Raw genomic sequence first — 24,877 nt, 5'->3', positions numbered from 1 at the left:
AAAGAATGGTCAAAATAAGGCATTTTTACAAAGGTCAATTATTATTGTTCTGTTCTAATTTTAGAAACCATAAAAGCGATTAGAACACCAAAAATTCCGATAAAGGCAAAAGAAAACTGAAGCCCGAAACTTTGTGCAATGTGCCCAATTACTGGAGGTCCCATTAAGAAACCAAGGAAACTTACACTCGAAACAATAGTTAAAGCTTCTCCCGCAGGAACGGTCGGGTTTTTACCTGCAATACTATAAACAGTTGGTACAATTGTGGCAACGCCCAAACCTACAAACATAAAAGCTATGGTGCATGGAATAATATAAGGAAGAAAAACAGCTGTAAAAAGTCCAGCGGAAATCATAACACCGCTAATCTGCATAACGCGTTCGCGTCCAAATTTATTGATTAATCCGTCGCCTAGAAATCTTCCGCTTGCCATCATAATCATAAAAGAAGTATAACCTAAAACTACCAAAGGTCCAGGTGCTTTTACAATATCTTTAAAATAAACCCCGCTCCAGTCAAACATAACGCCTTCGCTGGCCATGCTACAGAATCCGATAACACCAAGCCAAAGCAAAGCTGTATCTGGTTTTACAAATAGTTTTTTGCCTTCTTCCTTTGGTTTCTTTTTTTCTTTGGCTCTAACCAAAAATTTAAAATTAAAAGCTACCATCAATAAAACAATTCCGGCTACAATAATAAAGTGATGCAACGGACTTAATTTTAAAGCCAGCATTCCTAAACCTACCAACGCGCCAGTAAATCCTGCAAAACTCCACATTCCGTGAAAAGAGGACATAATTGTTTTTTTAAATAAAACTTCGGTATAAACGCCTTGCGTGTTTACGGCAATATTGGCAAGATTTCCGAACACACCAAACAAAAATAATCCTAATGACAATTGTAACGATGTTGTCGCCAAACCTAAATTGATTAAGCACAAAACATACATTATTAAAGAGAAAATTAGAATACGATGGCTACCGAATTTGGTTACCATTTTACCCGAAAAAGGCATAATAATCAATTGTCCTACCGGAAGTGCGAAAAGTATAGAACCCAAATCGCCTTCTGTTAAATGCAAAGCGGTTTTAATATCTGGAATTCTGCTTGCCCAAGTGGCAAAACTTAAACCCATTCCGAAATAGAACATTCCAACAGCAAAACGAATTCGATTTAAATAAGACGCTTTGGCTTCTCTAAATACTTTTTTGATTTTGGCTTTGGTCTGAAAAAGCGATAATGGATTAATGTTTATCAGCATATTGAATTTTATTGGAATGTTGTCAAAAATACTAAAAACGCTCGTCAAAGTGCATAAAGCCTAAGGTTATCCACAATATACAACGTTATTGTTTATAAATTCAAAGGTTTTTAATTGAATTTGGCTTATTAAAATTACGATTTTTCGGGTTTAGTAGAATTATAATTTGTTTGATTTTTTTAAGAAAATAAAAAGGGATTATCTCAATTTTTGAGATAATCCCTTTTTATTTATATTTCATTGTTCCGTAGGGATGTATTATGATATGCCTATTACCTTTTGCTGTGCATTACTCGCAATTGCGGCTTCTATAACCTGCATTACTTTTACACCTTCATCTGCCGTGACAGGTTCTTTTTTATCGTTTGCAATCGAATCGTAAACACCATCGAAGAAACTAAAATAATTGCCTTGAAGCGTTGGGATTTTTTCTCGCACAATTTTACCGTTTATTTCGGTGTGCAAAAGTCCTTGCAAGCTTTCATCTTCTGTTCCCCAAGAATCTAGATTTGGCTTTTTACCAACTTTCAATTCATCTTCCTGAACATCTCCTCGAGGTTTTAAGAAAGAGCCTTTTTTTCCGTGCAAAGTATACGCTGGATTGGCTTCTCTCACAAAAAATCCTGCTTTTAGACGAACTCTGAAATTAGAATAAAACAAAGTCAAATCGATCCAGTCGTCTACAACTGAATTTTCTCTGGTTACTCGAATATCTCCAAAAACTGCTTTTGGACAACCAAACAAACTAACCGCCTGATCTATGATATGAGGCCCTAAATCTTTTAGAACTCCTGCTCCATCATTTGCGGTTTCTTTATGGGCTTTTGGGCTCAATAACGGATTGTATCGGTCAAAATGAAATTCGGCTTCTACCAAATCTCCTAAAACGCCATCATCAATTACTTTTTTAACGGTTTTAAAATCGCTGTCCCATCTTCTGTTCTGGAAAACAGCCAATTTCAAACCTTTTTCTTTTGCAATTTTTGCCAATTCTTTTGCTTCGGCTGCAGTTGTTGTAAATGCTTTTTCTACAACGGCATGTTTTCCTGCCAAAAGCACTTTTTTAGCATATTCGTAATGTGTTCCAACTGGTGTATTTACGATTACTAAATCTACATCGTCGGCTAAAAGTTCGTCAAGAGATGCGTAACTTTTTACGTATGGATAATCTTCCTGAATTAGCTTTTTGCTTCTTTCCCAAGAACCTAAAAGTTCAAATCCTTCGTGAATATCTAAAAACGGAGCGTGAAATACTTTCCCCGACATTCCGTATGATAATAGTGCTGTCTTTATCTTTTGCATATTGTTATGTTTTTTTTTGCCACAGATTATATGGATTAAAAAGGATTTTCATTTGCCACGACTCGAGCGATAGCGAACTGGCGAAGCAATTACACAAATTTTCACTATTTTTTTTAAGTTTCTGAACGCAACGATTTGTGAAAATTTGCGCAATTCGTGGCGAAAAAAAAATTAAAAAAATAATTTTAATCTGTGTAATCTGTGGCTTATAAAAATATTTAAAGTTTAGCTCTTTCGTATTGTTTTGGCCATTGAATATCGTCGTTAAGTTCTTTAGCAAAATCCAAAGGCAAATTCGGGTTTCTTAAAGATTCTCTCGCAAATAAAATTAAATCGGCTTGACTGTTATTTAAGATTTCTTCCGCTTGTTTGGCTTCTGTAATTAAACCAACTGCACCTGTAGAAATTCCCGCTTCTTGTTTCACTTTTTCTGCAAAAGGAACCTGATAACCTGGCCCTAATGTAATTTTCTGATGCGAAACCAATCCGCCTGACGAAACATCGATTAAATCTACTCCTTTTTCTTTTAATATTTTAGAAAGCTGTACAGATTCTTCTGGGTTCCATCCGTTTTCTGCCCAATCAGTTGCCGAAATTCTAACAAATAAAGGCAAATCTGACGGCCATTCTGATTGAACCGCTTCTACAACTTCTAAAGTAAAACGAATTCTGTTTTCGAAACTTCCGCCATATTCATCTGTTCTTACATTTGTTAATGGAGAAAGAAATTGATGCAATAAATAGCCATGAGCCGCATGGATTTCTACAACCGGATATCCTGCTTCAACTACTCTTTTGGTTGCTGTTTTAAAATCGGAGATTACTTTCTGGATTCCGTTTTTGTCTAAAGCCTCTGGAAGAAATGGTTCGTTGTCGTGATATGGAATCGCACTTGGTGCCACGGTTTGCCATCCGCCTTGAGCGAAATCTAACTTTTTATTGCTCAACCACGGAGCCGAAACACTCGCTTTTCTTCCTGCATGTGCTAATTGAATTCCTGGAATCGAATTTTGGGAAACTATAAAAGCGTTAATCTGCTTTAGTTTTTCCATGTGTTCGTCTTTCCAAATTCCTAAATCGGCTGGAGAAATTCTCGCTTCTGGAGAAACCGCTGTTGCTTCTTGAATAATTAGTGCAGCGCCTCCGCTGGCACGGCTTCCTAAATGAACCAGATGCCAATCGTTTGCAAATCCGTCAATTGCAGAATACTGGCACATGGGCGAGATTGCAATTCTATTTTTTAAAGTGATATTTTTTATAGTAAGCGGAGAAAATAATTTCGTTGCCATATACTTGTAACTTTTAATGAGTTTATACTACCAATGAGTAAGGCAGTGTTCGAAAAGTAAAGTTACAGTATCTTGTTAAAACGAGAATTCGAAATGTTTATTAATTAACAAACATTTAAATCACATCTCATTCATTTTAATCAATGAAATTTAGCCATTGCAATGCCAAGAATTTCTCCTTTATCAAATGCATAAGCCATTAATACCATAACTATAAAGGCTAAGACCAAAACATAAAACGAGTTGCTTTTGAAAAACTTCATATTATAATTTTTTAAAATTCATGATTTTTATTAACCTCATCAAAGGTTCTATCTATTTTAAGCAGAAAAGAATTTTCCAAAAATGTAACCCGCAAAATAGGCTGCAGCTATCAAAATAAAAGCAGTATACATAACCTTTAATGCTGTTGGCGTTTTTTCAAAAATATCTTCCATAATCATTTTTTTTGTTGTTTGTAAATCAAATATAAGAAAATATCTTACAAATTTAATTTTGAAACATTAATTTAAAATTCCCTTTTTTTTTGTAAAATCAACACTATTATATAGTAAGGCATTATGTTTGTAACATAATCAGCAAATAGGCTACTAATAAAATAACGTTTAATTGATTTGTAAAAACTTACCTTAATTATTAACAAACATTTAAAACCTTAAACACTATCTTGCACTCTTATATTAAAATAGAAAACGCTACTTTTGTGCGTTAAATACGAATTAAAAACAAAAAATGGATATAGTTATCAAACTCTCTCAATTTCTATTGAGTTTATCTTTACTTATTATTCTTCATGAATTAGGGCATTTTATCCCTGCTAAATTGTTTAAAACTAGAGTCGAAAAATTTTACTTGTTTTTTGATGTTAAATATTCACTATTCAAAAAGAAAATCGGAGAAACAGAATATGGTATCGGATGGCTTCCTCTTGGTGGTTATGTGAAAATTTCTGGAATGATTGATGAAAGTATGGACAAAGAGCAAATGGAGCTTCCGCCTCAGCCTTGGGAATTTCGTACTAAACCAGCTTGGCAACGTTTAATTATTATGCTTGGTGGTGTTACTGTAAACTTTATCCTGGCTTTTATTATTTATATCGGAATGGCTTTCGCGTACGGAGATACTTATATTGCTAATGCTGACTTAAAAGATGGTGTCCTGATTGAAAATCCAGTGATGCTTAAAGCAGGTTTTAAAACAGGTGACAAAATTATTTCTATTGATGGTAAATCTGTAGAAAATTTTGACAAAGACATGAATATTAATATTATCATGGCTAAAGAGGTTTTGATTGAAAGAAACGGACAACAGCAAACACTAAAAATGCCAACTGATTTTATAGATCAGCTTTCTAAAACAGAAAAAGGGCTTCTTGTTGGAATTCGTAGACCTTTTGCAATTAGCCAAATTGCGGAAGATTCTCCAAACCAAAATTTAAAACCAAAAGATTTGATTCTTTCTCTTAACGGACAAAAAATTAAATATTTTGATGAAGCTAAAGCTGTTTTGGATATGAACAAAGGAAAGCAAATTCCTGCAGTTGTTTTACGTGATCTAAAAGAAACTCCAATTACTCTAAAAGTTACTAACGATGGTAAATTAGGTGTTGTTTCTGGTGGTTTAGACATGAAATCATTAGAAAAACTAGGATACTATAAAATAAGTACAAAAGAATATGGTTTCTTCGAATCTATTCCAGTTGGCCTTGAAAAAGGAAAAGATCAATTGGTAAGTTACGGAAAACAATTGAAAATGATTTTTAATCCAGAAACTAAAGCTTACAAACAAGTGGGTGGTTTTGCTGCGATTTACAACATTTTTCCAAGTTCTTGGAGCTGGGAAGTATTTTGGTCAATCACAGCTTTATTGTCGATTATGCTTGGAGTTATGAATTTATTGCCAATTCCGGCACTTGATGGTGGTCACGTAATGTTTTTATTGTATGAAATTGTAAGTGGCAAAAAACCGAGCGATAAATTCCTAGAGAATGCGCAAATGGTTGGTTTTGTTTTACTTATTTCACTACTACTATTTGCTAACGGTAACGACATTTACAAAGCCATTGTAGGCAAGTAAAAAAAAGTCAAAAAAAGAGTGAAAATGTTTTTGAGAAACTAAAAATAGTTTTATATTTGCACTCGCTAAAAAGAGCAACACTTTCCTCCTTAGCTCAGTTGGTTAGAGCATCTGACTGTTAATCAGAGGGTCCTTGGTTCGAGCCCAAGAGGGGGAGCAACTTTTTTTAGCAAACATATTAACCTTTTAAGGTGATTCCTCCTTAGCTCAGTTGGTTAGAGCATCTGACTGTTAATCAGAGGGTCCTTGGTTCGAGCCCAAGAGGGGGAGCAAAAAAGACTATCAGAAATGATGGTCTTTTTTTTTGTTCAAATTCCAAAGTTTAAAAATTCCAAATTCCAATAATAGGATTGTTTATTTAACCGCAAAGTTCGCAAGGTTTTACGCAAAGTTCGCAAAGATTTAACGCAGAGGATGCTAAGTGTTTTTTTTCTGAGACTTAATAGGAATCTATAAAAGAGATCGCAAAGTCTGCCGATCTTTGTCGATATGCGAGTGTGATCCTTCGTTCCTCAGTATGACAAACTGTAGGTAAAACAAAAAAATTCGCAAAACTTTATAAACACAAAGCTTTGCGAACTTAATCTTTAGATTTAACCTCAAAATAACCTTTGTGCTCTTTGCGTAAATCTTAGCTCCCGATAGCTATCGGGATTGCGGTTAGGGAAACTTTGCGTAAAACCTTAGCGCCCTTTGCGGTTAAAACAAACTATTTCATTGTCAAAGTTTCGCTCTTGAACCTTTTCATTAAAGTATTTGCTTTTTCATTTTCATTTATTGCTTTTAAGGACTGAGCATATCTATAATAGTAAATAACCTCTAAATCTTTGGCTTCTTCAAATAATTGCGTGTAATAGCCCGCCGCAGCACTAAGATTGCCTTCAAAATAAAAACGGTCTGCTACTTTTTTCAGCATATCGATAGATTTATACCCTTTATCAATCACTTTTTCGTAGGTGTCGACTACATTAACGCTTACAAATTTTGAGGATATAGTTGAAGGAGCCGTAACTTCTACCTTAACTGGCTCTAGAGAAGCAGACGAACTTGCAACAAGCGCTTTGGCTTCAATTTTATTTGGAGCTACTTTTGGTTTTCTTTTTACGTAATTCGGAATTACCGTTCTTGTATTATTTGGCCCAAGATCGTAAGTATCGACCATGTCCAGCTTTGAAACTTGGTAGGTAATAATTCTACCTCCAAAAAGCTTATTTATTCTTTCTTCGACATAATACGATTGTATGACATAATCACCCGTAGAAAGACTATCCGTCAATAGTGTCGTTTTTCCTGTTGCTGGAGAAGCGGAGGCATGGTTGGTGCGCTGAGCAAAACAGCCGAGAGAAAATACGAACGCAAGTGTACATAAAATTGCTTCATACTTTTTCATGATTTTTGAATAAAATTAGATGCCCCAATTAAAAAACTCAGCCTAAAGTTACTGATTTTCTTTTAGTTAGCTTTTATTCTAACCACGAATTACTTAGAAAGCCGATAAAGTGCTTCTTTTTACTCATATGTCATTTGAAGGCAGGCATTTTGTATTTCTTCATCTGAAAATGGTTCTAGTGCTTTTGCCAGCATTTTACTGGTTCTAATGCAACTAAGCATTTTAATTCGTAAAGAACGGCTGTCTCCCGATTCTGTTTCTAGAAGATGCTCAAAAATCTCGTTTAAATATTCTGTATGGTTTTTATATTCTCCGTCGAAACCAATATCTGATATTAATCTAGCTATCGATTCTATTATTTTGTTTTGATTTGCATTGCTTTCGCTTTCTGTTTTCATGGCGTTTATTTATGGTTTTGGTTATGAATAATTATTGTACGAAAAATTGTATTTTTGTTTCGGCTAAATAAACAATAGAATACATTCTAACAAAATAGATTACGATTTTATCTCACAAGCAAAAAGATTGTATTTTACTATATTCCTAATTTTTAAGGATTTTTAATATCTTTGAAGTATGAGCACAGCAACAAAACCAAAACATATCGGGAGAAACATAAGCCGTATTAGAGAGCTTAGAGGAATGAAACAAGAAGCACTTGCGATTGCAATAGGTGTTAGCCAACAATACGTTTCTACCATTGAAGGAAGCGAGAATGTTGACGATGAAAGATTAAACTCTATTGCAGAAGCTTTAGGTGTTTCGGCTGATGCAATTAAGAATTATAGCGACGAAGTTGTATTAAACAACATTCAAAATAATCACGAAGGTTCTGTTATTCATAGCGGACCAACTGTAAACCATAATTGCAACTTCAATCCACTTGATAAAGTTGTGGAACTTTACGAGCGTTTGGTTCAAGCTGAAAAGGATAAAGTGGAGTATTTGGAGAGGTTGATGAAGGGGAAGTAGATTTCTTTGAAAAATATATAATAAAAAAGAGGTACTTTATTTGTACCTCTTTTTTTGTTTTATGGAAACCCGTAAAATAATAAAAAACAAACACTTTATCTTTATCAATAATTAAGATTTATAGATGCTATGCTCTTTGTATATAATTCCTGTGCATAAAACAGGTGTTTATACTGTATGTAATAATATTTAAAATTCTTTATTTACAAGCAAATTTTTCGACTCTTAAAGTATGCAAAATGAAAGACAGTCTAAAAAAGCTAATAGACAAGACACTTATATTAGAGTATAAATTATCCCATTCTACTTTGGGTATAGATAAAACTTGTATAACTCATAAAGATTTGAATGATGATTGTTATAAAAATATTGATGCTGAAGATTTAAATAGGATTATTTATGAAAGTATCTTGTATTATGCATATGATGAATTTCAATTACTGGACGGAGATCATCAGAAAATGTTTATCAAAGCATTTAATACTAAATTTAAATACAATTATACTGCAACTGATTTAGCAAAAAGAAGATTAGGGATTTACGGAGAGGCATTACTATGTACTGTACTTCATCACTTTTACAATACAAACACTTTAGTTTCTAGAGGGTATTTCTATGACATACAAAAAAAATCAGAAGTAACTGGATATGATTCTTTCCATTTAATTCAAAAAGACAATGAAATTGAGCTTTGGTTTGGAGAAACCAAATTTTATGAAGATTGTGAAGACGCGATCGATAGTGTTTTTAAAAACATAGAAAAGGCAATTTCAGATGATTATTTAGTTAATACGAACTTTACAACAATTCTTCAAAAAAAAGGTAATATTACAGATAAGAGCTCAAAACTTTATAAAATACTTGATCAGTGGGAAAAATGCATAATTGATTCATTAGCAGACGAGTTAATTAAAAATGAAATAAAATTAGTATACCCTATTCTTGTAACGTTTAACAAAATTAATAACGATTATAATGAAACGATTAAGACTGCAATTAAGCATATTAATGATAATTATAATCATATAAAATTTGATCAAATAACTATCGAACACTCAATATTTTTTATTCTGATTCCAATTGATGATGTAAAATCATCTAAAGAAACAATTATAAAATGGATAGACAAGAAAGAACCCTTAATGTAGTAAAAGCACTAAATTCATACAATAGTGGCAACATACCAATGCACAAACTACTAGATGAAGTTTGTGATTTTTTTGATTTCATTAAAGATGAAGAACTTGATGATTCGGACAAAAGATTCTTGATTTATTTGTCAAATAAAGTTGGAGTTCCTCAATATTATGATGTGCTGGATAAATTTAATTCCAGTTATTCTTCTTCAATTGACGATGAAAATATAGGCTTAAGTACTTTTTCATCATTATTTTATGAATCCTCATTATTCACCGACGAAGACTCAAAACTTCACAAGTTTCAAATGGATATTCTTAATTTATTTGAAGTTCAAAAACAAAACAGATATTTTCTTTCGGCTTCAACATCATTTGGAAAAACACATTTAGTTTACGAAGTGATAAAAAAAATGAAATATAAAAATATTGTTCTAATATTTCCTAGCATTGCATTATTGTCAGAAAATCTATCGAAGATTAAAGAAGGTCGAATTGTTTTTCCGCTTGATTATAAAATTCATACATTGAGTGATATAGATTCCGATTATGGAATATATAATATTTTCATTTTTACCCCTGAAAGATTTTTATCCTTTTTAGACAAAAACAATACATCTTTATTAATAGACTTTATTTTCGTAGATGAAGTTTATAAAATTGATAATGGATACGTTATTGATGATGAAGCAAAAGAAAATGAACGAGATGTTGCTTACAGAATGGCAATATTTTATGGGCTATCACAATATACAAAAGTAGATTTATTGCTTGCAGGACCATACATTGAAATATTTGAAAAAAAATCACCAGGTTATAACCCTTCATTTGATTTATTCTTAAATGACTTTAAAATAACCAAACTTTTAAGAAATGAATATGAAATCGTCAAGGTTAGTAAAACAGAAATTGAAAATGTAAAAACAGAAATAAATATTGATGGTGTAAATTTTGATTTTACAAAAAAGAAGACTAAAAGATCAAGAATGCAGGAAATCTTGGATCAAATTCTATTAGCAGATGAAAATGCAATAGTCTATTGTAATACCCAAGCCAATGCTGAAAAAGTGGCAAATGAATATGAAAGATCTAATATAGACACAAATTTCTTTCAAGCATTTATTGACCATTTAAAAAATAAATATGACAACAGGTGGGTTGTAATTGAATCCTTAGAAAAAGGAATTGCAGTACATCATGGTGTTGTGCCAAAATATATTCAAAAAGAAATAGTAAACTTGTTTAACACAAAAGAGTCAAATGTAAATATACTAACTTCCACAACTACAATAACCGAAGGTGTAAATACCACTGCCAAAAATATGATTGTTTACAAAAGTGAAAAAGGGGCTGGCACTAATGGAAAGCCCTTATTAACCTTTGATGCAAAAAATATTGCTGGAAGAGCCGGGCGATTTATGGAACACTTTAAGGGGCGTGTAATTTCTCTAGAAGAGGAGTTTCTTAATGTAATAAATGAAGTTGGGAATCAAATTGAGCACAAGAATTATCAATTATTGAATGAAAGAAAAGAAATTGATGATGAGATGACTCCTCTTGAATATCTAAATGAAACAAGTAAACAAAGACTTGCAGAGATTAAAATTTTACAAGAAGATAGAGACATTCCAGAAGAAATACTTTCTCAATTTAAAGTAATCAGCAAAAGAGATAAAATAAAAATATATGACGCTATTAATAATCTAAATGCTGAATCTCATAAAAGAATAAATACTTTAATTCATGATTTAAATTCTGGACCTTTTTTAGTATTAAATCAAATTGGTTTTCAAGAAATATTAGATGTTATAAAAGAACTCACTATTGAAAATAATAATTTATATTTTTTAATTGAACGAAAATACAATACTAAAAAAGGAGAGACATTTTCGGTACTTATTGCATCTCTAGTTAGTTACATCTATAATGGGTATGAAGGCGTTTACAGTTATAACTTTAAAAGGCTCATGGATAATATCAATAAAAGAGCTGAAGATGCTACTAAAAAAAATAAATTATTTGACATTGAAAAGGAAACTAAAAATGCTGTCAATTCTGCTATGAGAATCACATCAACCTTAGTTTTCAATACATTTAAATATCAATTAGTAAAATACATTGGAGTTTTTAATCTAATGTACAAATTTTATATTTCCAAGCAGCAAAATAAAGATTTCGCAGATGTCATTGGTATTGATAAGTTACTCATTAAACTTGAATACAATGCATTTACTCCCGAGGCAAGAACTGCTAGTGATTATGGTGTACCGCAAAATATTATAAACTATTATGATTCAAATAACGAATCTGAAAGAAGAAGATTATTAGATAGGTTTGATAATTATGAAAAACAAATATACCAAAGAATAAAAAAAATAATTGAAGAATAATTTTATTCAACAAAAAAGCGCCGCAATCCAAAGATTACGGCGCTTTTCTATTTTCTATAAAACTCTCAGAGAATTAAACCCCTAATTTCTTAGCAATTTCAGCAGGAATTCCTCCTTTGTTTACTAGTAATGCAGTAGTTTTATATTTTACGAAGTTCTTAGTTACAAACAAGAAACCTTTGTAGTCGTTTGTTTCTCCCCAAGAATTTTTTACGATATAATATTCTTTTCCAGTTTGATCTTTTGCAAGACCAATAATGTGCATTCCGTGGTCGTCTGTTGTAGTGTAGTTATCAAACGCTGCCTGACGCATTTCTGGAGTAATTTCTGGTTCTACTTTTGGTCCGTTAAACATGTCTGCTTTTTCTTCAGCCGTCATATCGTCGAATTTTTTAGATGCCACATAAGCCACACCGTTTTTCCAGCTAAAGCTTTTCTCGCTCACATCTGTTGCCCAAGCTACAGTATATCCTTTTTTAAGTGCATTGTCGATAACGTCTGTCATATCGTTCAATTTTACGTTGTAAACTTGATCCAATGACCAGTTGTCTGGCACCATCATAGTTGTTTTTTGGTAGTACGGAGCGTTTGTAAAAGATGACATTTCTACATACTCGTCTGGGTTAATTCCTACTACTTCTTTAGCAAAAGATTGTGGCGTATAGTTTTTTCCTTTGTAAGTAAAGTTATCTGGCACTTTTCCTAAATAAGAATCAATAACAGCTGAATACGCTTTTTGCCAGTTTGGAGTCAATTCTCCGTTCGGGTTTTTCACCACTGCTGCAAGAACACCTTCAATAAGAGCACCCATTTCAGCAAATTTATTTTTATCTGTTCCGTAGTTTAATCCTGTGTAAACTTCTCTAGGCACAGTTCCGTATTTTTTGTACATGTTAATTACATCATGTAAAGCTCCTCCGTCTCCAAGTGTAATTGCTCCGTGCATACGAACATAGTTGATCCCTTTTTCTACATACACGTTTCTTGCAGAATAAATTTGAGATAGCTCAACAGGCTGTTTTCCTAAACGAATCATTTCTGACTCTAAGAATGAGTTTGTTGAGTAGCTCCAGCAAGTTCCAGATGATCCTTGAGATTTTACCGATGTTGTTCCTAGGTTGATTACTTCTGTAAATTTGAAGTTCTCTTTACTTTTGTCGCTTGCATTTAGTTTAAGTGAATTTACTAAGATGTCTTGCGCAAAACAGCCTGCAGTTCCAGCCAAAAAGATTGAAGCAGCAAACACTGATTTGAATGAAAATGTATTCATAAGTTATGTTTAAGATTTAACAAAATTAGTCTCCAATGTTTCCAATTTGTTACAAAACAATTAAATATTATACAATTTGTGTAATGTTTAATTGTTAATATTTTCTTAACGGTATAAATTATTAAGGTATTTAATACAAAAAAGCCTCAATAACACGTTATTAAGGCTTTTTAGGTTTATTATTTATAAATTAACTTCTTACAAGTTTTTTGCTTTTTTTAGCTATCGCATCCAGTTACTTCCAAAAACAATATAGTACGCCCATTCTTCTGGTCCTTTTGCCACATCGACTCCCATACGAAGTTTGAATTTTCTGGCAATGAGGTATCTAAAACCAGTTCCGTAGCTGTAAACAACAGGTTTTGCAAAGGCTTGATCCCAATCGTTAAAGGCGCTTGCAAGACCTCCAAATCCCATGAGGCTCCATCTTCGGTACAAATCCCATCTAAATTCAAGTTCAGATACAATGCTTGTTTTTCCCATATATCGGGCAGCAGGAATTCCTCGCATATTAATTCCAGGCTGTAAATAAAAAGGCGGACTCCCCAACGCCTGCTCTCCTTCAATCCTTAGTCCGCCAATTAGAGTTTTCGCCAACGGATAATATCCAATTGCCGATAAATTGATGCGCCATGCCTGATAATCGCTGCCAAGCGCCTTATCTGACCAGAAAAAATCGGTCTGAAGCCTTATTCCTTTATCTGGTGTAAATATATTGTCACGTCCGTCAAACTGAACCGCGGCTCCAAGCTGACTTATGGTGCTTTTAATATCTTTAGGATCTACAAATGGTGGCGGAAGATCTAAATCGGGCAGGTTTATTTTAGAATTTAAAAATAAGTACTGCGGTCCAGCGCTCCATTTGGCATTATTAAATTGTTTGAGCCATTGCGTATAAAAAATAGTCGATTTAAAGTTGAGCTTAAATTCTTCGTCATTATGATTCGGCAGATTATTGGCATAAAAGGATAAATTCATATCGCCATAAGCCGCAAAAGCACGATATAATATTTTTGGTTTTACCAATGTCGCAGAACGAAAAGCTCCTGCAAGCCAGCTTTTGTTGGCCGTATACATTCCGATTCCTCCTGTAATGTCTGGATTTACAAATCGTTTTCTTCCGTCTGCTTCGATTACGGGAGCACGTTTTTTTAGAAAAATTGGGGCAACTGCACCTCCAAATCCTCCTACGGCCGGTTCTGTAATAATGGTTGGCACGACTATGAATCCGTTGGCATAAATAAGAAAATCACTTAAATCGAAAGCTCCGTCTAAAGAATCTTTTAAAACGGTTTGATGCTTTTGTGCATTTAAAACATTCAACGATACAATCATGCAAAGCAAAAACAGAACGCTTCTTTTTGTTGTTTTTTTGTTTTTCATAGACTATTTATCGTTTTAGATTTAAATTTTTATTTCATCGCAAAAAAATCTTGAAATCTACTGAAATACAATTCAGAAATTATTTTTTATTAAAGTTGAAAACGTGTGCCAACGTTATAAAAAACGTATTTCCCTGAAATCTGTTTACTGCATCTACTTCTCCAATCCATCTAAAACCAGCCGATGTCATACTGCCTATGTGCAAATAATTCACCTCAGCTCCTAGTCCGCCCACTTTATCTTTATCTGGTTCAATAACCAAAATACTTCCTACAGGAATTCTGTCGTTTGACACTTTATATTGCAGGTAATAAATCAAACCCGCATTGAATATGCCTTTTGGTGCGGTTTTTTCGGCATTCATACAATAAAATGTTTTTCCTAAACCGCCTTCAATGCTTAAGATATCTCCTGTTTTAATATCGGTATCTTTCTTTCTTCCGTTGATTTCATAAGCAGCCAAAGCTGAAAAATGGAATGTTTTCTTGTCATTAAAATATAAAGTTGTCCCTGCCGAAAATTCATTCATGAACATTCCTAAACCGCTGTTGTTGCTAGCTCCCAATTCATATTTTCCTGTTGGCAGATACAATTGATAACCGAAAACAAAGTCGGCTCTTTTATTGTGCCAGCCTAACTGAACGGGCTGTATGTACATATCTGTAAAAGCAAAATCGCTTTTAGAATCAACATAACTTCCTTGAATAGTGTTAGAAGCACCCGCCAGCAAAATTGTGGCCCCGTAATTGGCGCCCAAAATTTTAAAATCGGTTACATAATTAGCTCCAACACCTGTTATGAACATAGTAAGATTGGGATTTCCAATATTGTCTCCGTTGCCATTTCGCAAAGAAGATGCGGCATAAATATAACCTGGAATATAGACGCTCAAGGTTTTCTCTGGAGCCTGAGTTCCCGATTGCAGTCCCATTGCACCAAGAATATGTCCTCCTTTTAATTGTGCATTACAATAAACAGAAATCAATACCATTATTACGGCAAAAACTGACTACACTTTTCTTCCCGAATTATCAATTTCTAATTTCATGGCAGAATATTTTAAATTAAGATGATGCAATAGCCGTTACTAATTTTACTTGAAGTAATATGACCCTGTACGATCTGGATTTATTCTGATGGTTTTAAAATATTCGGAAGGAGATTTCCCAGTATGCTTTATAAAGGCTCTAAAACAAGTTGTTCGGGATTTAAAACCAGAACCCCAAGCCATGCCTTCTAAAGATAAATCTTTCCATTCTGGATCGTTTATTTTGTCTTTAAAATATTCAATCCTTTTAAGGTTTACATAATCCTGAAAATGAAGTCCGAATTCAGAATTAATCAAATTGGATAAATGGTGTACCGATATTCCTGTTTCGTCTGCCAAATCTCTGATTACGAAATCTTTCTTTAAAAACAGATTTTTAGAGTTTAAAACATAATCCAGTTTTAAAAGGTATTCTTCTCGTTTTTCTAACGTTAATTCGTTTGTTATTGGAAGTGTATTTTTGGTCTCTTTTGTTTTTACCACTACAGTATTATCTACCACAAAATCGAATGTTTCTTCTTCGTCATGAAAAATCTGAGGTCTGAAATAAAGCCATCCGACAGTAAAAAACAATACCGACGAAATTAAGAAATAACAAGAAAGGTCTACAACTCCAACTTTTCTTGATAAAAAATGATGTACAAAAAGTGCCGAGAAAAGAAACAAAATCATAAGGTTATAAACCCTAATCCAGTTGATTACTTTGGCTCGATGAAATTGGTTGCCTTTAAATTTTTTCAGATCATAGTTTAAAATCAACATGGTTTGAAAAAAGACATAGGAAAGCCAAATGGTCAAGGTCAAAATAGAAAACGGATTTCTGATTTTTGCTGCTATAAAATCGACGATTTTTAGATTAGTAAAACTTCCAATGTATACAAAAAGTGTTAAGGCGAAGTATACCGTAAAAGGAATAAAATGCATCCAATCGTATTTTCTGAAGCTTTTGTCTAACGTTAAAATATTTCGAACATATAAAAAAGAACAAGGTGCTGCCAGAAAAATAAATGATTTGGTAATGATAAATAAATCTGGAAATTCTTTGAAGATATTGGCCGACAGATAAAAATTGTAGATACTCACTACCGCCAGACTCAGCAGAAACATTCCTAAAAAGAAACTTTTTGAGTAATTTTTTTTGGAAAATAAAACCATAATTGCAGTAGCAAGGCCAGCAATTGTGGCTATAAAAAAGAAAAGGGAAAGTAAAATATCGATCATTTTTTTAAGCTTAATTTGAGTAAATAATTATTTTTCTTAATATCTTAAAAATAGAATACGATGGGGGCGTATGTAGGAAGAGAAACACTGTACTTGCCGAAGTATGGCAAGTACAAATGTTTTATTGTATTATTTTTTAACTGCTCCTGGAGGGAAACCAGTTAATATTTTTTTGATTGCGTCGTTTATAAATTGTTCGGGATTATCTGGTCTGCTGTCAATCTCGGCATTTCCGATTCCTTGCCAAACCAGCTTGTCTGTTTTTGTAGATACGATATCTATAACCAAGGAACCATCAACATAATCGTAAGTATTAAATGTTGTATTGGCACCGCCCATCATAGCACCGCCTCCCCAATATCCGTATGGACGATACATTCCGCCATAACCGTAAAAGTCTGTGTTAGCACTAACCGATGTTTTGTTTTTTAGTATAGAAACGGCATTCACTTTTAAATCAGGATTACTAGATTCTGTAAATCCTTTTGCCAGCATTTCGTTTCGGATTGCTTTTGCAACACGATCAACATTTAACTGATTTACTTGGCCTTGCTGCGCTTTTAAGTCATAAACCGCAAAAGTTTTGTATTCGCTGAAGTTAGCAGAATGATCATAATCAGTTGTAACTTTTACAGTTGGAGAGCAGCTGTAAAATAAACCCAAAAATAAGACTGGGATTATACGAAGACTTGTTCTTTTAATATTCATGTTGTGGTATTTATTAAATTAATAATTAAATCAGTTTAACTCATGTATTAAAATCGTAAAAATCTTGAACGTGGGGCGGAACAGATGTCAATAATTGCTCATATAGCACAAACCATTACTAAACAATTACTTAGATCACTCTCAAAGATAAATCATTTTCTTTAATTAACAGTATTAAATAAATAAAATCTTACTTTGTGGTTTTCAAGCATATTTTGTTCAATATTTTAAGATTTTTTAAAGTTTTATTTACTTTGTACAGCTACATATCTGTTCTATTTCTTTTAAATGTAAAGAATCAGATTTCCGCAGCTATTGGTAGTTTTCCATGCTTTATCGCTTCGAGCATTTTATCATAATCCGATTCGTTTTGATCGGCGTACAAAACCGAAAATTCTGAAATAGCATCGGCAAACTCGTTTGCATCTCCAATATAACCCGAAATTAAAGAAGGATCTCCCGAACGTGCGTGAGCTCTTGCAAGTGCCCATCCGCAAGCTTTGGCATATTCTGCCATATTTTTGGACTTCATCACTTCGAGAACGGGTTTTACTTTGGCATCTCTCAGTTGGCGTATGTAGAAAAATCTGTTTTTACTGTCGTCTGTCCATCCCAGAAACATATCCGATGCAGACTGCATTAGCTTTTGTCCCATTACAATACGTTCGCCTTGATGGCTGTATTTTCCTTTTGCTTTTACGTTTCCTTCCAAGACGCTTTTTCGGGCTTCTTTAAACTGTAAAAAAATAGGTTCTCCAGTTGCCGACATTAGCAGACTGATGCCACACAATGTTCCAACGCTTCCAACGCCCACTACTTTTATAACAATATCATGAAGCTTATATCTGCTTAACAAAACCTGTTTTTCCTCTGAAAGGGATTCTAAATATCTATTGTGGATGATTTCGCCTTCTTTTGCCACTTGTTTTTCAAGTTCTCCTGTTGGGTGAAATATCAAGGGTGGATCGTCTTTTATACGTGCTCTGGCGCCATCAAAATACGTCATCTTGGCAAACTCTTTTTCGTGAGCGGTATACTCTGATGCCTTTTTAATTCTTTTCTGGTCAAATTCTTTAAATTCTTTATCTCGTCCTAATTCAATCAGCTCCGCCAAATCAATATCGGCATACCAGATTTGAAGTGCAGATAATTTACTATAATCCAACATATGCCTTTTATAGCTATCCGCAACATTCCAAGCAAATTCTTTACAGTTTTTATGGGAGAATTTTCGCCATCTTCCTGCAATAACAAAACTTGCAGCCAGTCTTTTTACATCCCATTCCCACGGGCCAGGAAAAGTTTCATCAAAATCATTAATATCAAAAACCAATTTGCGTTCTGGAGTTGCAAATCCGCCAAAATTCATCAAGTGACAATCACCGCAAAGCTGAAGATTTATTCCCGATACAGGAGTATGCGCTAAATCGGCAGCCATGATAGCAGCGGCGCCTCTATAAAATGCAAAAGGAGATTCCATCATTCTTCTGTACCGAATAGGCAATAGACTTTCAACTCTTCCTTCGCTGGTCTGAATCAAAATATCTACTGGATTTTTACGGTTTTTTAAAGGATTCCATTCTCCATGCTTCGCTAAAGGGATTTTCTTTCTAATCGAAGCTCCTTTTTCATAACGTTCTGCCTTTGATGCAATCGGGTTAAATGGGGTTTCGGCTGTATGTTTTGAATCTTCTTCCATAATTCCGATAAATAAAATTAAAAAGACCTTTTAAACGGTTTTATTATTGTGGAAATATAAAGGCTACGACCGCTCTTAATCCCCAATCTGGTTTTATAGACTGGTGCCCAACGATTGGTATTAAAGGCATAACAGCAAATTGCATCGTCTGACCTCCTAATTTTGTAATTGCACCAACGTTTGGACTAAGAGTTATAAGAGTTGTATTTCCTTGCCAGTTTTGGGTAATTTCTGAAGTGATACCCAAACTCGCACCGCTTTTATAGCTATGTGTAAGAAATAATTGTGTGTAAAACTGATTAAAATCTGCTCTATCAGCATTTCCTGCAACAGACCAAATTTGATTGGCTAGAAAACCTATAGAAAGTCCCTTCCCTTGATGCATGACCAAAACACTTGGACCGATTCCAAATTTTTCTGTTCCTAACAATTTTTCTGTAGCTGTTGGCACCAAAAAAGCAGGACCAACCCCCAAGATAATTCCTTTAGTTTTTGGAGCGAAAAACGCAGTTACCGTTGCATCACTTAAACCAAATTCATGCGTATTTTCTCCCGTAACATCTTGCTGATCTACAACTGGAAGAATATAACGAGTAATTAAATTTAAATTTTCACTTAACTTAAAAGGAACAACGGGCTGTATATTGATCTGATATTTTGATCCATTATAAGGACCAATTCCATAAGTTAGATTATTTTGCAGTGGAACACTAATTAAACTTGCCACGGGATTTGCCATTTTGTCGGCAAGTTCCTGTGCACTGTTTCCAGGTTTTGCAGGTTCTTCCTGAGCAAACGCAGTAAAATTTAAAAGAAAAAAAAGCGGGGCAAATAAATATTTAATTGAAGCAGAAGATACTTTCATAATTTTTTCTTTTTTGATTTTTAATTTTAATAGAATCAAAAAACAAACAACTTTTAACCTTGTAAAAGTTGCTTGTTTTTTGATTCTAAAATATTTTATTACTAATTAATTATCATCCGCCTCCGCTTCTTTTTGCAGTTGTTGTGGCTTTTAATTTTTCTTTTGCCTCTTTAAGCCTCAAATAATTATCGATAGTAATTGGACCAGGATATAGGTTGCTTTGTACTTCGTGAGGTGGATATTTTTCATAAGTTTTAGCAAATTCTCCTATAATGTTCTGAATAGTAGGCAAGAACCAGGTTTTCTCTGTAAAATTGTTCATGAATAAATCATAGCGCTCTTGCGGATCTGCCCATAAGTCAAATATTTGCGGTACAGTTGCCACATAACTTGCTGCTCCTTTCCAACCCAAATTAGAATCTACCGCTAAACCTCCTGTCGCCTGTCCGTTATCACCACGTAAATTAAAAACTGCTTTGAATTTTCCAACTCTTATAGCTCCTGGCAATAATTCATCTTCTGTAAAATAAAACCACATATTTCTTTTAGATTTTCCCGTTCCAAATAAAACCGGCGACATATCATAGCTGTCAAAAATTGTTGGTTTTCCTTCTCTATCTACAGTTGGCAATTCCTGCCCTGATAAAGCGGCAAAAGTTGCCATAAAATCAAGTGTTCCTAAAATGTCATTATTTTTGCTGTTTGCTTTAATTTTTCCAGGCCACCAAGCTAATGTTGGAATACGGCTACCGCCTTCACGGTCAGTTCCTTTTGTTCCTCTAAAAGGAGTGTAACCACAATCAGGATAAACGTCTTGCCAAGTTCCATTATCAACCGTATAAATGATTAATGTATTTTCGGCAATTCCCATGTTTCGAACTTCATCCATAATACGCCCAATTCTTGAATCTAATTCAACAATACAATCGGCGTATTTGTTTTTACCTGCAGATTTTCCTGCATAATCAGGATGCGGTAAGTTTGGCTGGTGATTTTTTGCAAAAGAGATTTCCATAAAAAATGGCTTATCTTTTTTACCATTTTCCTTCAGCCATTTTATAGACTCTTCTTCTGTATACTGATCAAGAAATGGAATCACTTTTCCGTCTATTTTTCTAACTTCTCTGTATGGTTTCCCAGCTTCTCCCTCTAAAGCACCTTTGGTTCCTTTTACCCATGTTGCTCTAATATCTTCTGGCATATCTGCATTCCAATCCGGATCTGTGTAGGTGTAAGCATTTAAGTGGTAAAGAGTTACGTTTTTCATCACATCAAAACCTTGTGCGATAGGCATAGAATAATCTTCCTCGCCAAGATGCCATTTTCCGGCAAAAAAGGTATTGTAATTTTTACGTTTTAATAAAGATGCTAATGTCCATTCGGCTTTTGGCAAACCTCCACCATCGCCGGGAAAAGCAACGGTTGTCATACCACTGCGGTTTGGAATTCTTCCTGTAATTAATGCTGCTCTTCCTGGAGTACAGCTTGGCTGGCCATAAAACGACCAAAACTGCATTCCTTCATTCGCCATACGATCTATATTTGGAGTTGCGGCTCCACGACCTTCACCACCACCATAAGGGCCTAAATCTCCCCATCCGGTATCATCTGATAATAAAATAATAATATTTGGGCTTTTTTGTGCATAACCAAAACTGGCTATAAAGAAGCAAAAAAGCAAGCCAAAAGTCTTCTGTAGACTGGCCAATTTGTTTGATCTAAAATTTGTTTTCATAGGTATTTGGTAATAAATTATACAATCTCTAATTCTAAAATTTTAGGGTAGAAAATCTATTTCAACTTCTAATTATTTATCAGGGAATATTTTTTTCCAATCGTCTTTTATGCTGATTACATGATATTTATATTTTGCGGCAGTATTTAAAGAAAGGTTATCTTTTTCCTGATAATTGTACTCTCTTATAGAATCGTTATGATTTACAATTAACTGAAACGAAGGATATTTACTGCCAGAAGAATATCTCAACATGGCAAGGTCACCTGCTCCGCCTTCATTTCCGCAGGCAAAAACTGGTCGTTGACCAATGTGCAATTGAATCCCAACAGGTTTTCCTTCTTTATCATTAAAATGATCTAGAGCAGGTTCTCTTAAGACTGCATTTTTAGCATCGTCAAATTTGTATTTGAAAGACGTTCCCACAACCTGATCTTTTGGAATTCCATAAAAATCCTGAGATATTGCTCTAACAACTTCAACCGTTCCGCCAGTTACAATGAAAGTTTTGAAACCATTTGCACGCAAATAATTCAAAAGTTCCAATTGAGGCTGATAACGTATTTGTTTTACCGGAACATTTTTACCAGGATATTGTGCTGTTTTAAAAAAGTCATTAACGGATGCTTCAAATTCATCTTCGGCCATTCCGGTATGAGTTGCTGCAACAAGTTCTATAAGTGCTTTATCGCCTCCTTTTTCGAAGAACGTTTTATCTTTTTCAATAACTGCTTTAAAAGGCTGTTTCTTGGCTAATTCAGGTTTAGCTTCTACCATTTTTTTAACTCTATAAAAAGCAAAAAGTTCTTGAACATAAGGTTTTTCAGCCCATAGAGTTCCATCGTTATCAAAAGTCGCAATTCTGCTTTCTACAGGAATAAAATCTGGACTTCCTTCTTTGGTTACTTTTTCAACATAAGCTATAATGTCTTTTTTTAAAGCTCCATCATTCCAGCTTGGCAGCGGATCACCACTTGTTGCAGTAGTTTCTGTTTGTTTATTTTCTGTTGGAGAAGTTAAGGTGTCGGACTTTTTACAGGACAAAAAAAACAAAACCACCAGAGGTAATATGTATATACTTTTTTTCATGATGTTTTTATGTTAGAAAAAGAGATTCAGATTCAAATAAATCTGAATCTCTTTTTAGATTATTTATTTTTTCTTTTTTGAAGCTGTCTCTTCTTCTTCTTTTAGCTTAGGTAAAACATTTTTCTCTACATATTTTTGAGCTTTGATATCTTTCATCGCTTCTTCCATAATAGTATAAGCAGAGAAACTTGGCGGGATTGATCTTGGTGGATATTCCTTAAATGTTTCTGCAAACACAACCACATCTTGTATTGCGCCATACATTAACTGCACATGATTCATCTGCCAATCCCAGAAAGTATTTGAAGTAATATCGGCTCTTTCAAAAGGATCTTGATATAGATTGAATATTTTTTGCAGACGCAATTTGGTAAATGGTTCTGCCCAAACCCCCATTGTACCTCCTAGACGTTGTTCTGCAAAAACATATTTATAATCTCCTTCTCTTAAACCTACCAAAAGACCATCATCATCAGTATAAAAGAATTTATCTCTGGCGCTTTTTGGTGTTTTGCCTTCTAAAAATTTACTCTGATCAAAACCATCTAAATGCACTTTATATGTTTTTCCATTTGCAGAGTAACCTTTTAGAAGTTTATTTACGATATCTGGTTCTCCTGCAATTGAAGCGAAAGTTGGAATCCAGTCATTATGGCTCATCAATTCAGTAGTTACAGTTCCTGGCTTGATATGTCCTGGCCAGCGTACAATACATGGTACACGGAAAGCCCCGTCCCAGTTAGTGTTTTTTTCTGAACGGAAAGGGGTCATAGCACCATCAGGCCATGTATTCATGTGAGGTCCATTATCTGTAGAATACACTACAATAGTATTATCAGCAATTCCTAACTCGTCTAATGCTTTCAAGATACTTCCGATAGTTTCGTCATGCTCAATCATACCATCTATATACTCACTATCTCCATGTGTATATCTACCTCTGTGTTCTGCTCTTACGTGTGTACGAAGGTGCATACGAGTAGCATTGAACCAACAGAAAAATGGCTTTCCTGATGCACTTTGTCTTTTAATAAAATCAATAGCCGCAGCAGAAGTTTCGTCGTCTACTGTTTCCATTCTTTTTTTAGTAAGTGCTCCGGTATCTTCAATTTTTTGTTTTCCAACTCTTCCAAAACGAGGATCTGTAGTTGCGTCATCAACATTTGTTGCAGTACATTTTAATACTCCTCTTGGTCCAAATTTTTTCAAATATTCTGGATCTTTTGGATAATCTGGTAATTCTGGTTCTTCTTCAGCATTTAAGTGATACAGATTTCCGAAGAATTCATCAAAACCATTTACAGTTGGCAAACTTTCATTTCGGTCTCCTACGTGATTTTTACCAAATTGTCCCGTTACATATCCTAAGCTTTTCATGATTCCTCCTACAGAAGGATCTAACTGGCTCATTCCCATTGGTGCACCTGGAAAACCTACTTTTGTAAGTCCTGTTCTAAGACCATGCTGTCCAGTTAAGAATGCCGCGCGACCAGCAGTACAGCTTTGTTCTCCATAATAATGTAAAAAACGTAATCCTTCATTGGCTAAGCGATCGATATTAGGAGTAGTATATCCCATAAGTCCATCGCTATAAGCACTTATATTAGTTGTTCCAATATCATCGCCCCAAAGCACCAGAATATTTGGCTTTTTGCTCTGTGCTGTTACAGAAACTCCCGTAAAAAACAGCAATGCTAATACCTTTAAGGTATCTGCAAATCCGTACTTAAATTTGACTTGTTTCATGATAATAAAAATTCGTTAATGATTCTTGTTATTTATATGAGCTTGAAAATCCAAAAAAACAAATGGGGAAAATGGTACGCTTTCAAAAAATACTCTCCACCAAGGTTGCATTTTTTTGATGTGTTTCAAATTCATTTTTATTTTAAAATCTGAAACAAAATATTTTTAACTTTTTCTTAAGTATCTCAAATTAACTAATAAAAGAGCGAACAATCGTGTTTATTCGGCATGAGCTTGTTTCATTTTATAAAATGAAACAAGATAATTGGAGAATTTGCACCAAAATGTTTCATTTT

At 34.0% G+C, this 24,877-nt stretch carries 19 protein-coding genes and 2 tRNA genes; 6 read left to right on the top strand and 15 right to left on the bottom strand.

Going from position 1 to position 24,877, the window contains the following annotated elements; genetic code table 11:
- Nucleotides 1-41: 41 nt before the first annotated feature.
- From OZP10_RS09735 to OZP10_RS09725, 3 genes are all read right to left on the bottom strand, one after another.
- Entirely contained in the window at nt 42-1,262 is a 1,221-nt protein-coding gene (locus OZP10_RS09735; protein WP_177211378.1) for an MFS transporter, read from the bottom strand.
- Nucleotides 1,263-1,520: 258 nt separating this feature from the next.
- The gene (locus OZP10_RS09730; RefSeq protein ID WP_281634472.1) at nt 1,521-2,564 is read right to left on the bottom strand and encodes a Gfo/Idh/MocA family oxidoreductase; all 1,044 of its coding nucleotides are present in this window, start codon (nt 2,562-2,564) and stop codon (nt 1,521-1,523) included.
- Between the two features lie 218 nt (nt 2,565-2,782).
- A complete protein-coding gene (locus OZP10_RS09725) occupies nt 2,783-3,853 on the bottom strand; it encodes an NADH:flavin oxidoreductase/NADH oxidase (protein WP_281634471.1) in 1,071 nt (356 codons plus the stop codon).
- A 732-nt stretch (nt 3,854-4,585) separates the two neighbouring features.
- On the opposite strand from OZP10_RS09725, the gene rseP reads away from it, so the two are divergent.
- From rseP to OZP10_RS09710, 3 genes are all read left to right on the top strand, one after another.
- Entirely contained in the window at nt 4,586-5,929 is a 1,344-nt protein-coding gene (rseP, locus tag OZP10_RS09720; RefSeq protein ID WP_177211392.1) for an RIP metalloprotease RseP, read from the top strand.
- An 83-nt stretch (nt 5,930-6,012) separates the two neighbouring features.
- Nucleotides 6,013-6,086, top strand: a tRNA-Asn gene (locus tag OZP10_RS09715).
- Nucleotides 6,087-6,125: 39 nt separating this feature from the next.
- A tRNA-Asn gene (locus OZP10_RS09710) sits at nt 6,126-6,199 on the top strand.
- Nucleotides 6,200-6,638: 439 nt separating this feature from the next.
- On the opposite strand, the gene OZP10_RS09705 is transcribed toward OZP10_RS09710, so the two are convergent.
- Both OZP10_RS09705 and OZP10_RS09700 read right to left on the bottom strand, forming a co-directional pair.
- Entirely contained in the window at nt 6,639-7,319 is a 681-nt protein-coding gene (locus OZP10_RS09705) for a hypothetical protein (protein ID WP_281634470.1), read from the bottom strand.
- A gap of 119 nt (nt 7,320-7,438) precedes the next feature.
- Nucleotides 7,439-7,717 (bottom strand): hypothetical protein, encoded by a 279-nt coding sequence (locus OZP10_RS09700; protein WP_281634469.1) that lies wholly within the window; start codon nt 7,715-7,717, stop codon nt 7,439-7,441.
- A 178-nt stretch (nt 7,718-7,895) separates the two neighbouring features.
- Between OZP10_RS09700 and OZP10_RS09695 the strand changes: the two genes are divergently transcribed.
- The 3 genes from OZP10_RS09695 (at nt 7,896) to OZP10_RS09685 (ending at nt 11,817) form a co-directional block, all read left to right on the top strand.
- Nucleotides 7,896-8,291, top strand: a complete 396-nt coding sequence (locus tag OZP10_RS09695) for a helix-turn-helix domain-containing protein (RefSeq protein WP_198854942.1) — start codon at nt 7,896-7,898, stop codon at nt 8,289-8,291.
- A 239-nt stretch (nt 8,292-8,530) separates the two neighbouring features.
- Nucleotides 8,531-9,439: a Hachiman antiphage defense system protein HamA gene (locus OZP10_RS09690; protein ID WP_281634468.1), complete on the top strand. Its 909-nt coding sequence runs from the start codon at nt 8,531-8,533 to the stop codon at nt 9,437-9,439.
- Nucleotides 9,409-11,817 (top strand): helicase-related protein, encoded by a 2,409-nt coding sequence (locus tag OZP10_RS09685; RefSeq protein ID WP_281634467.1) that lies wholly within the window; start codon nt 9,409-9,411, stop codon nt 11,815-11,817. The genes OZP10_RS09690 and OZP10_RS09685 overlap by 31 nt, the downstream gene beginning before the upstream one ends.
- Nucleotides 11,818-11,890: 73 nt before the next feature.
- On the opposite strand, the gene OZP10_RS09680 is transcribed toward OZP10_RS09685, so the two are convergent.
- From OZP10_RS09680 to OZP10_RS09635, 10 genes are all read right to left on the bottom strand, one after another.
- Nucleotides 11,891-13,087, bottom strand: a complete 1,197-nt coding sequence (locus OZP10_RS09680; protein ID WP_177211400.1) for a C1 family peptidase — start codon at nt 13,085-13,087, stop codon at nt 11,891-11,893.
- 222 nt (nt 13,088-13,309) lie between these two features.
- The gene (locus tag OZP10_RS09675) at nt 13,310-14,470 is read right to left on the bottom strand and encodes a BamA/TamA family outer membrane protein (RefSeq protein WP_281634466.1); all 1,161 of its coding nucleotides are present in this window, start codon (nt 14,468-14,470) and stop codon (nt 13,310-13,312) included.
- Nucleotides 14,471-14,549: 79 nt separating this feature from the next.
- On the bottom strand, nt 14,550-15,461 hold the full coding sequence (locus OZP10_RS09670; RefSeq protein WP_281634465.1) for a SphA family protein: 912 nt from the start codon (nt 15,459-15,461) through the stop codon (nt 14,550-14,552).
- 102 nt (nt 15,462-15,563) lie between these two features.
- The gene (locus tag OZP10_RS09665; protein ID WP_281634464.1) at nt 15,564-16,739 is read right to left on the bottom strand and encodes a helix-turn-helix domain-containing protein; all 1,176 of its coding nucleotides are present in this window, start codon (nt 16,737-16,739) and stop codon (nt 15,564-15,566) included.
- A 129-nt stretch (nt 16,740-16,868) separates the two neighbouring features.
- Entirely contained in the window at nt 16,869-17,447 is a 579-nt protein-coding gene (locus OZP10_RS09660; RefSeq protein WP_111422276.1) for a DUF4136 domain-containing protein, read from the bottom strand.
- A 298-nt stretch (nt 17,448-17,745) separates the two neighbouring features.
- Nucleotides 17,746-19,146 (bottom strand): DUF2252 domain-containing protein, encoded by a 1,401-nt coding sequence (locus tag OZP10_RS09655; RefSeq protein WP_281634463.1) that lies wholly within the window; start codon nt 19,144-19,146, stop codon nt 17,746-17,748.
- A 43-nt stretch (nt 19,147-19,189) separates the two neighbouring features.
- Nucleotides 19,190-20,011 (bottom strand): hypothetical protein, encoded by an 822-nt coding sequence (locus tag OZP10_RS09650; RefSeq protein ID WP_281634462.1) that lies wholly within the window; start codon nt 20,009-20,011, stop codon nt 19,190-19,192.
- Nucleotides 20,012-20,123: 112 nt separating this feature from the next.
- A complete protein-coding gene (locus OZP10_RS09645) occupies nt 20,124-21,746 on the bottom strand; it encodes an arylsulfatase (RefSeq protein ID WP_281634461.1) in 1,623 nt (540 codons plus the stop codon).
- 72 nt (nt 21,747-21,818) lie between these two features.
- Nucleotides 21,819-22,835, bottom strand: coding sequence for an HAD family hydrolase (locus tag OZP10_RS09640; protein ID WP_281634460.1), 1,017 nt, complete (start codon nt 22,833-22,835; stop codon nt 21,819-21,821).
- Between the two features lie 63 nt (nt 22,836-22,898).
- Nucleotides 22,899-24,581, bottom strand: a complete 1,683-nt coding sequence (locus OZP10_RS09635; RefSeq protein ID WP_281634459.1) for an arylsulfatase — start codon at nt 24,579-24,581, stop codon at nt 22,899-22,901.
- Between the last annotated feature and the right edge of the window lie 296 nt (nt 24,582-24,877).

The organism is Flavobacterium luteolum (genome assembly GCF_027111275.1).
Lineage (GTDB): Bacteria > Bacteroidota > Bacteroidia > Flavobacteriales > Flavobacteriaceae > Flavobacterium > Flavobacterium luteolum.
This window is presented reverse-complemented; position numbering and strand designations above follow the sequence as displayed.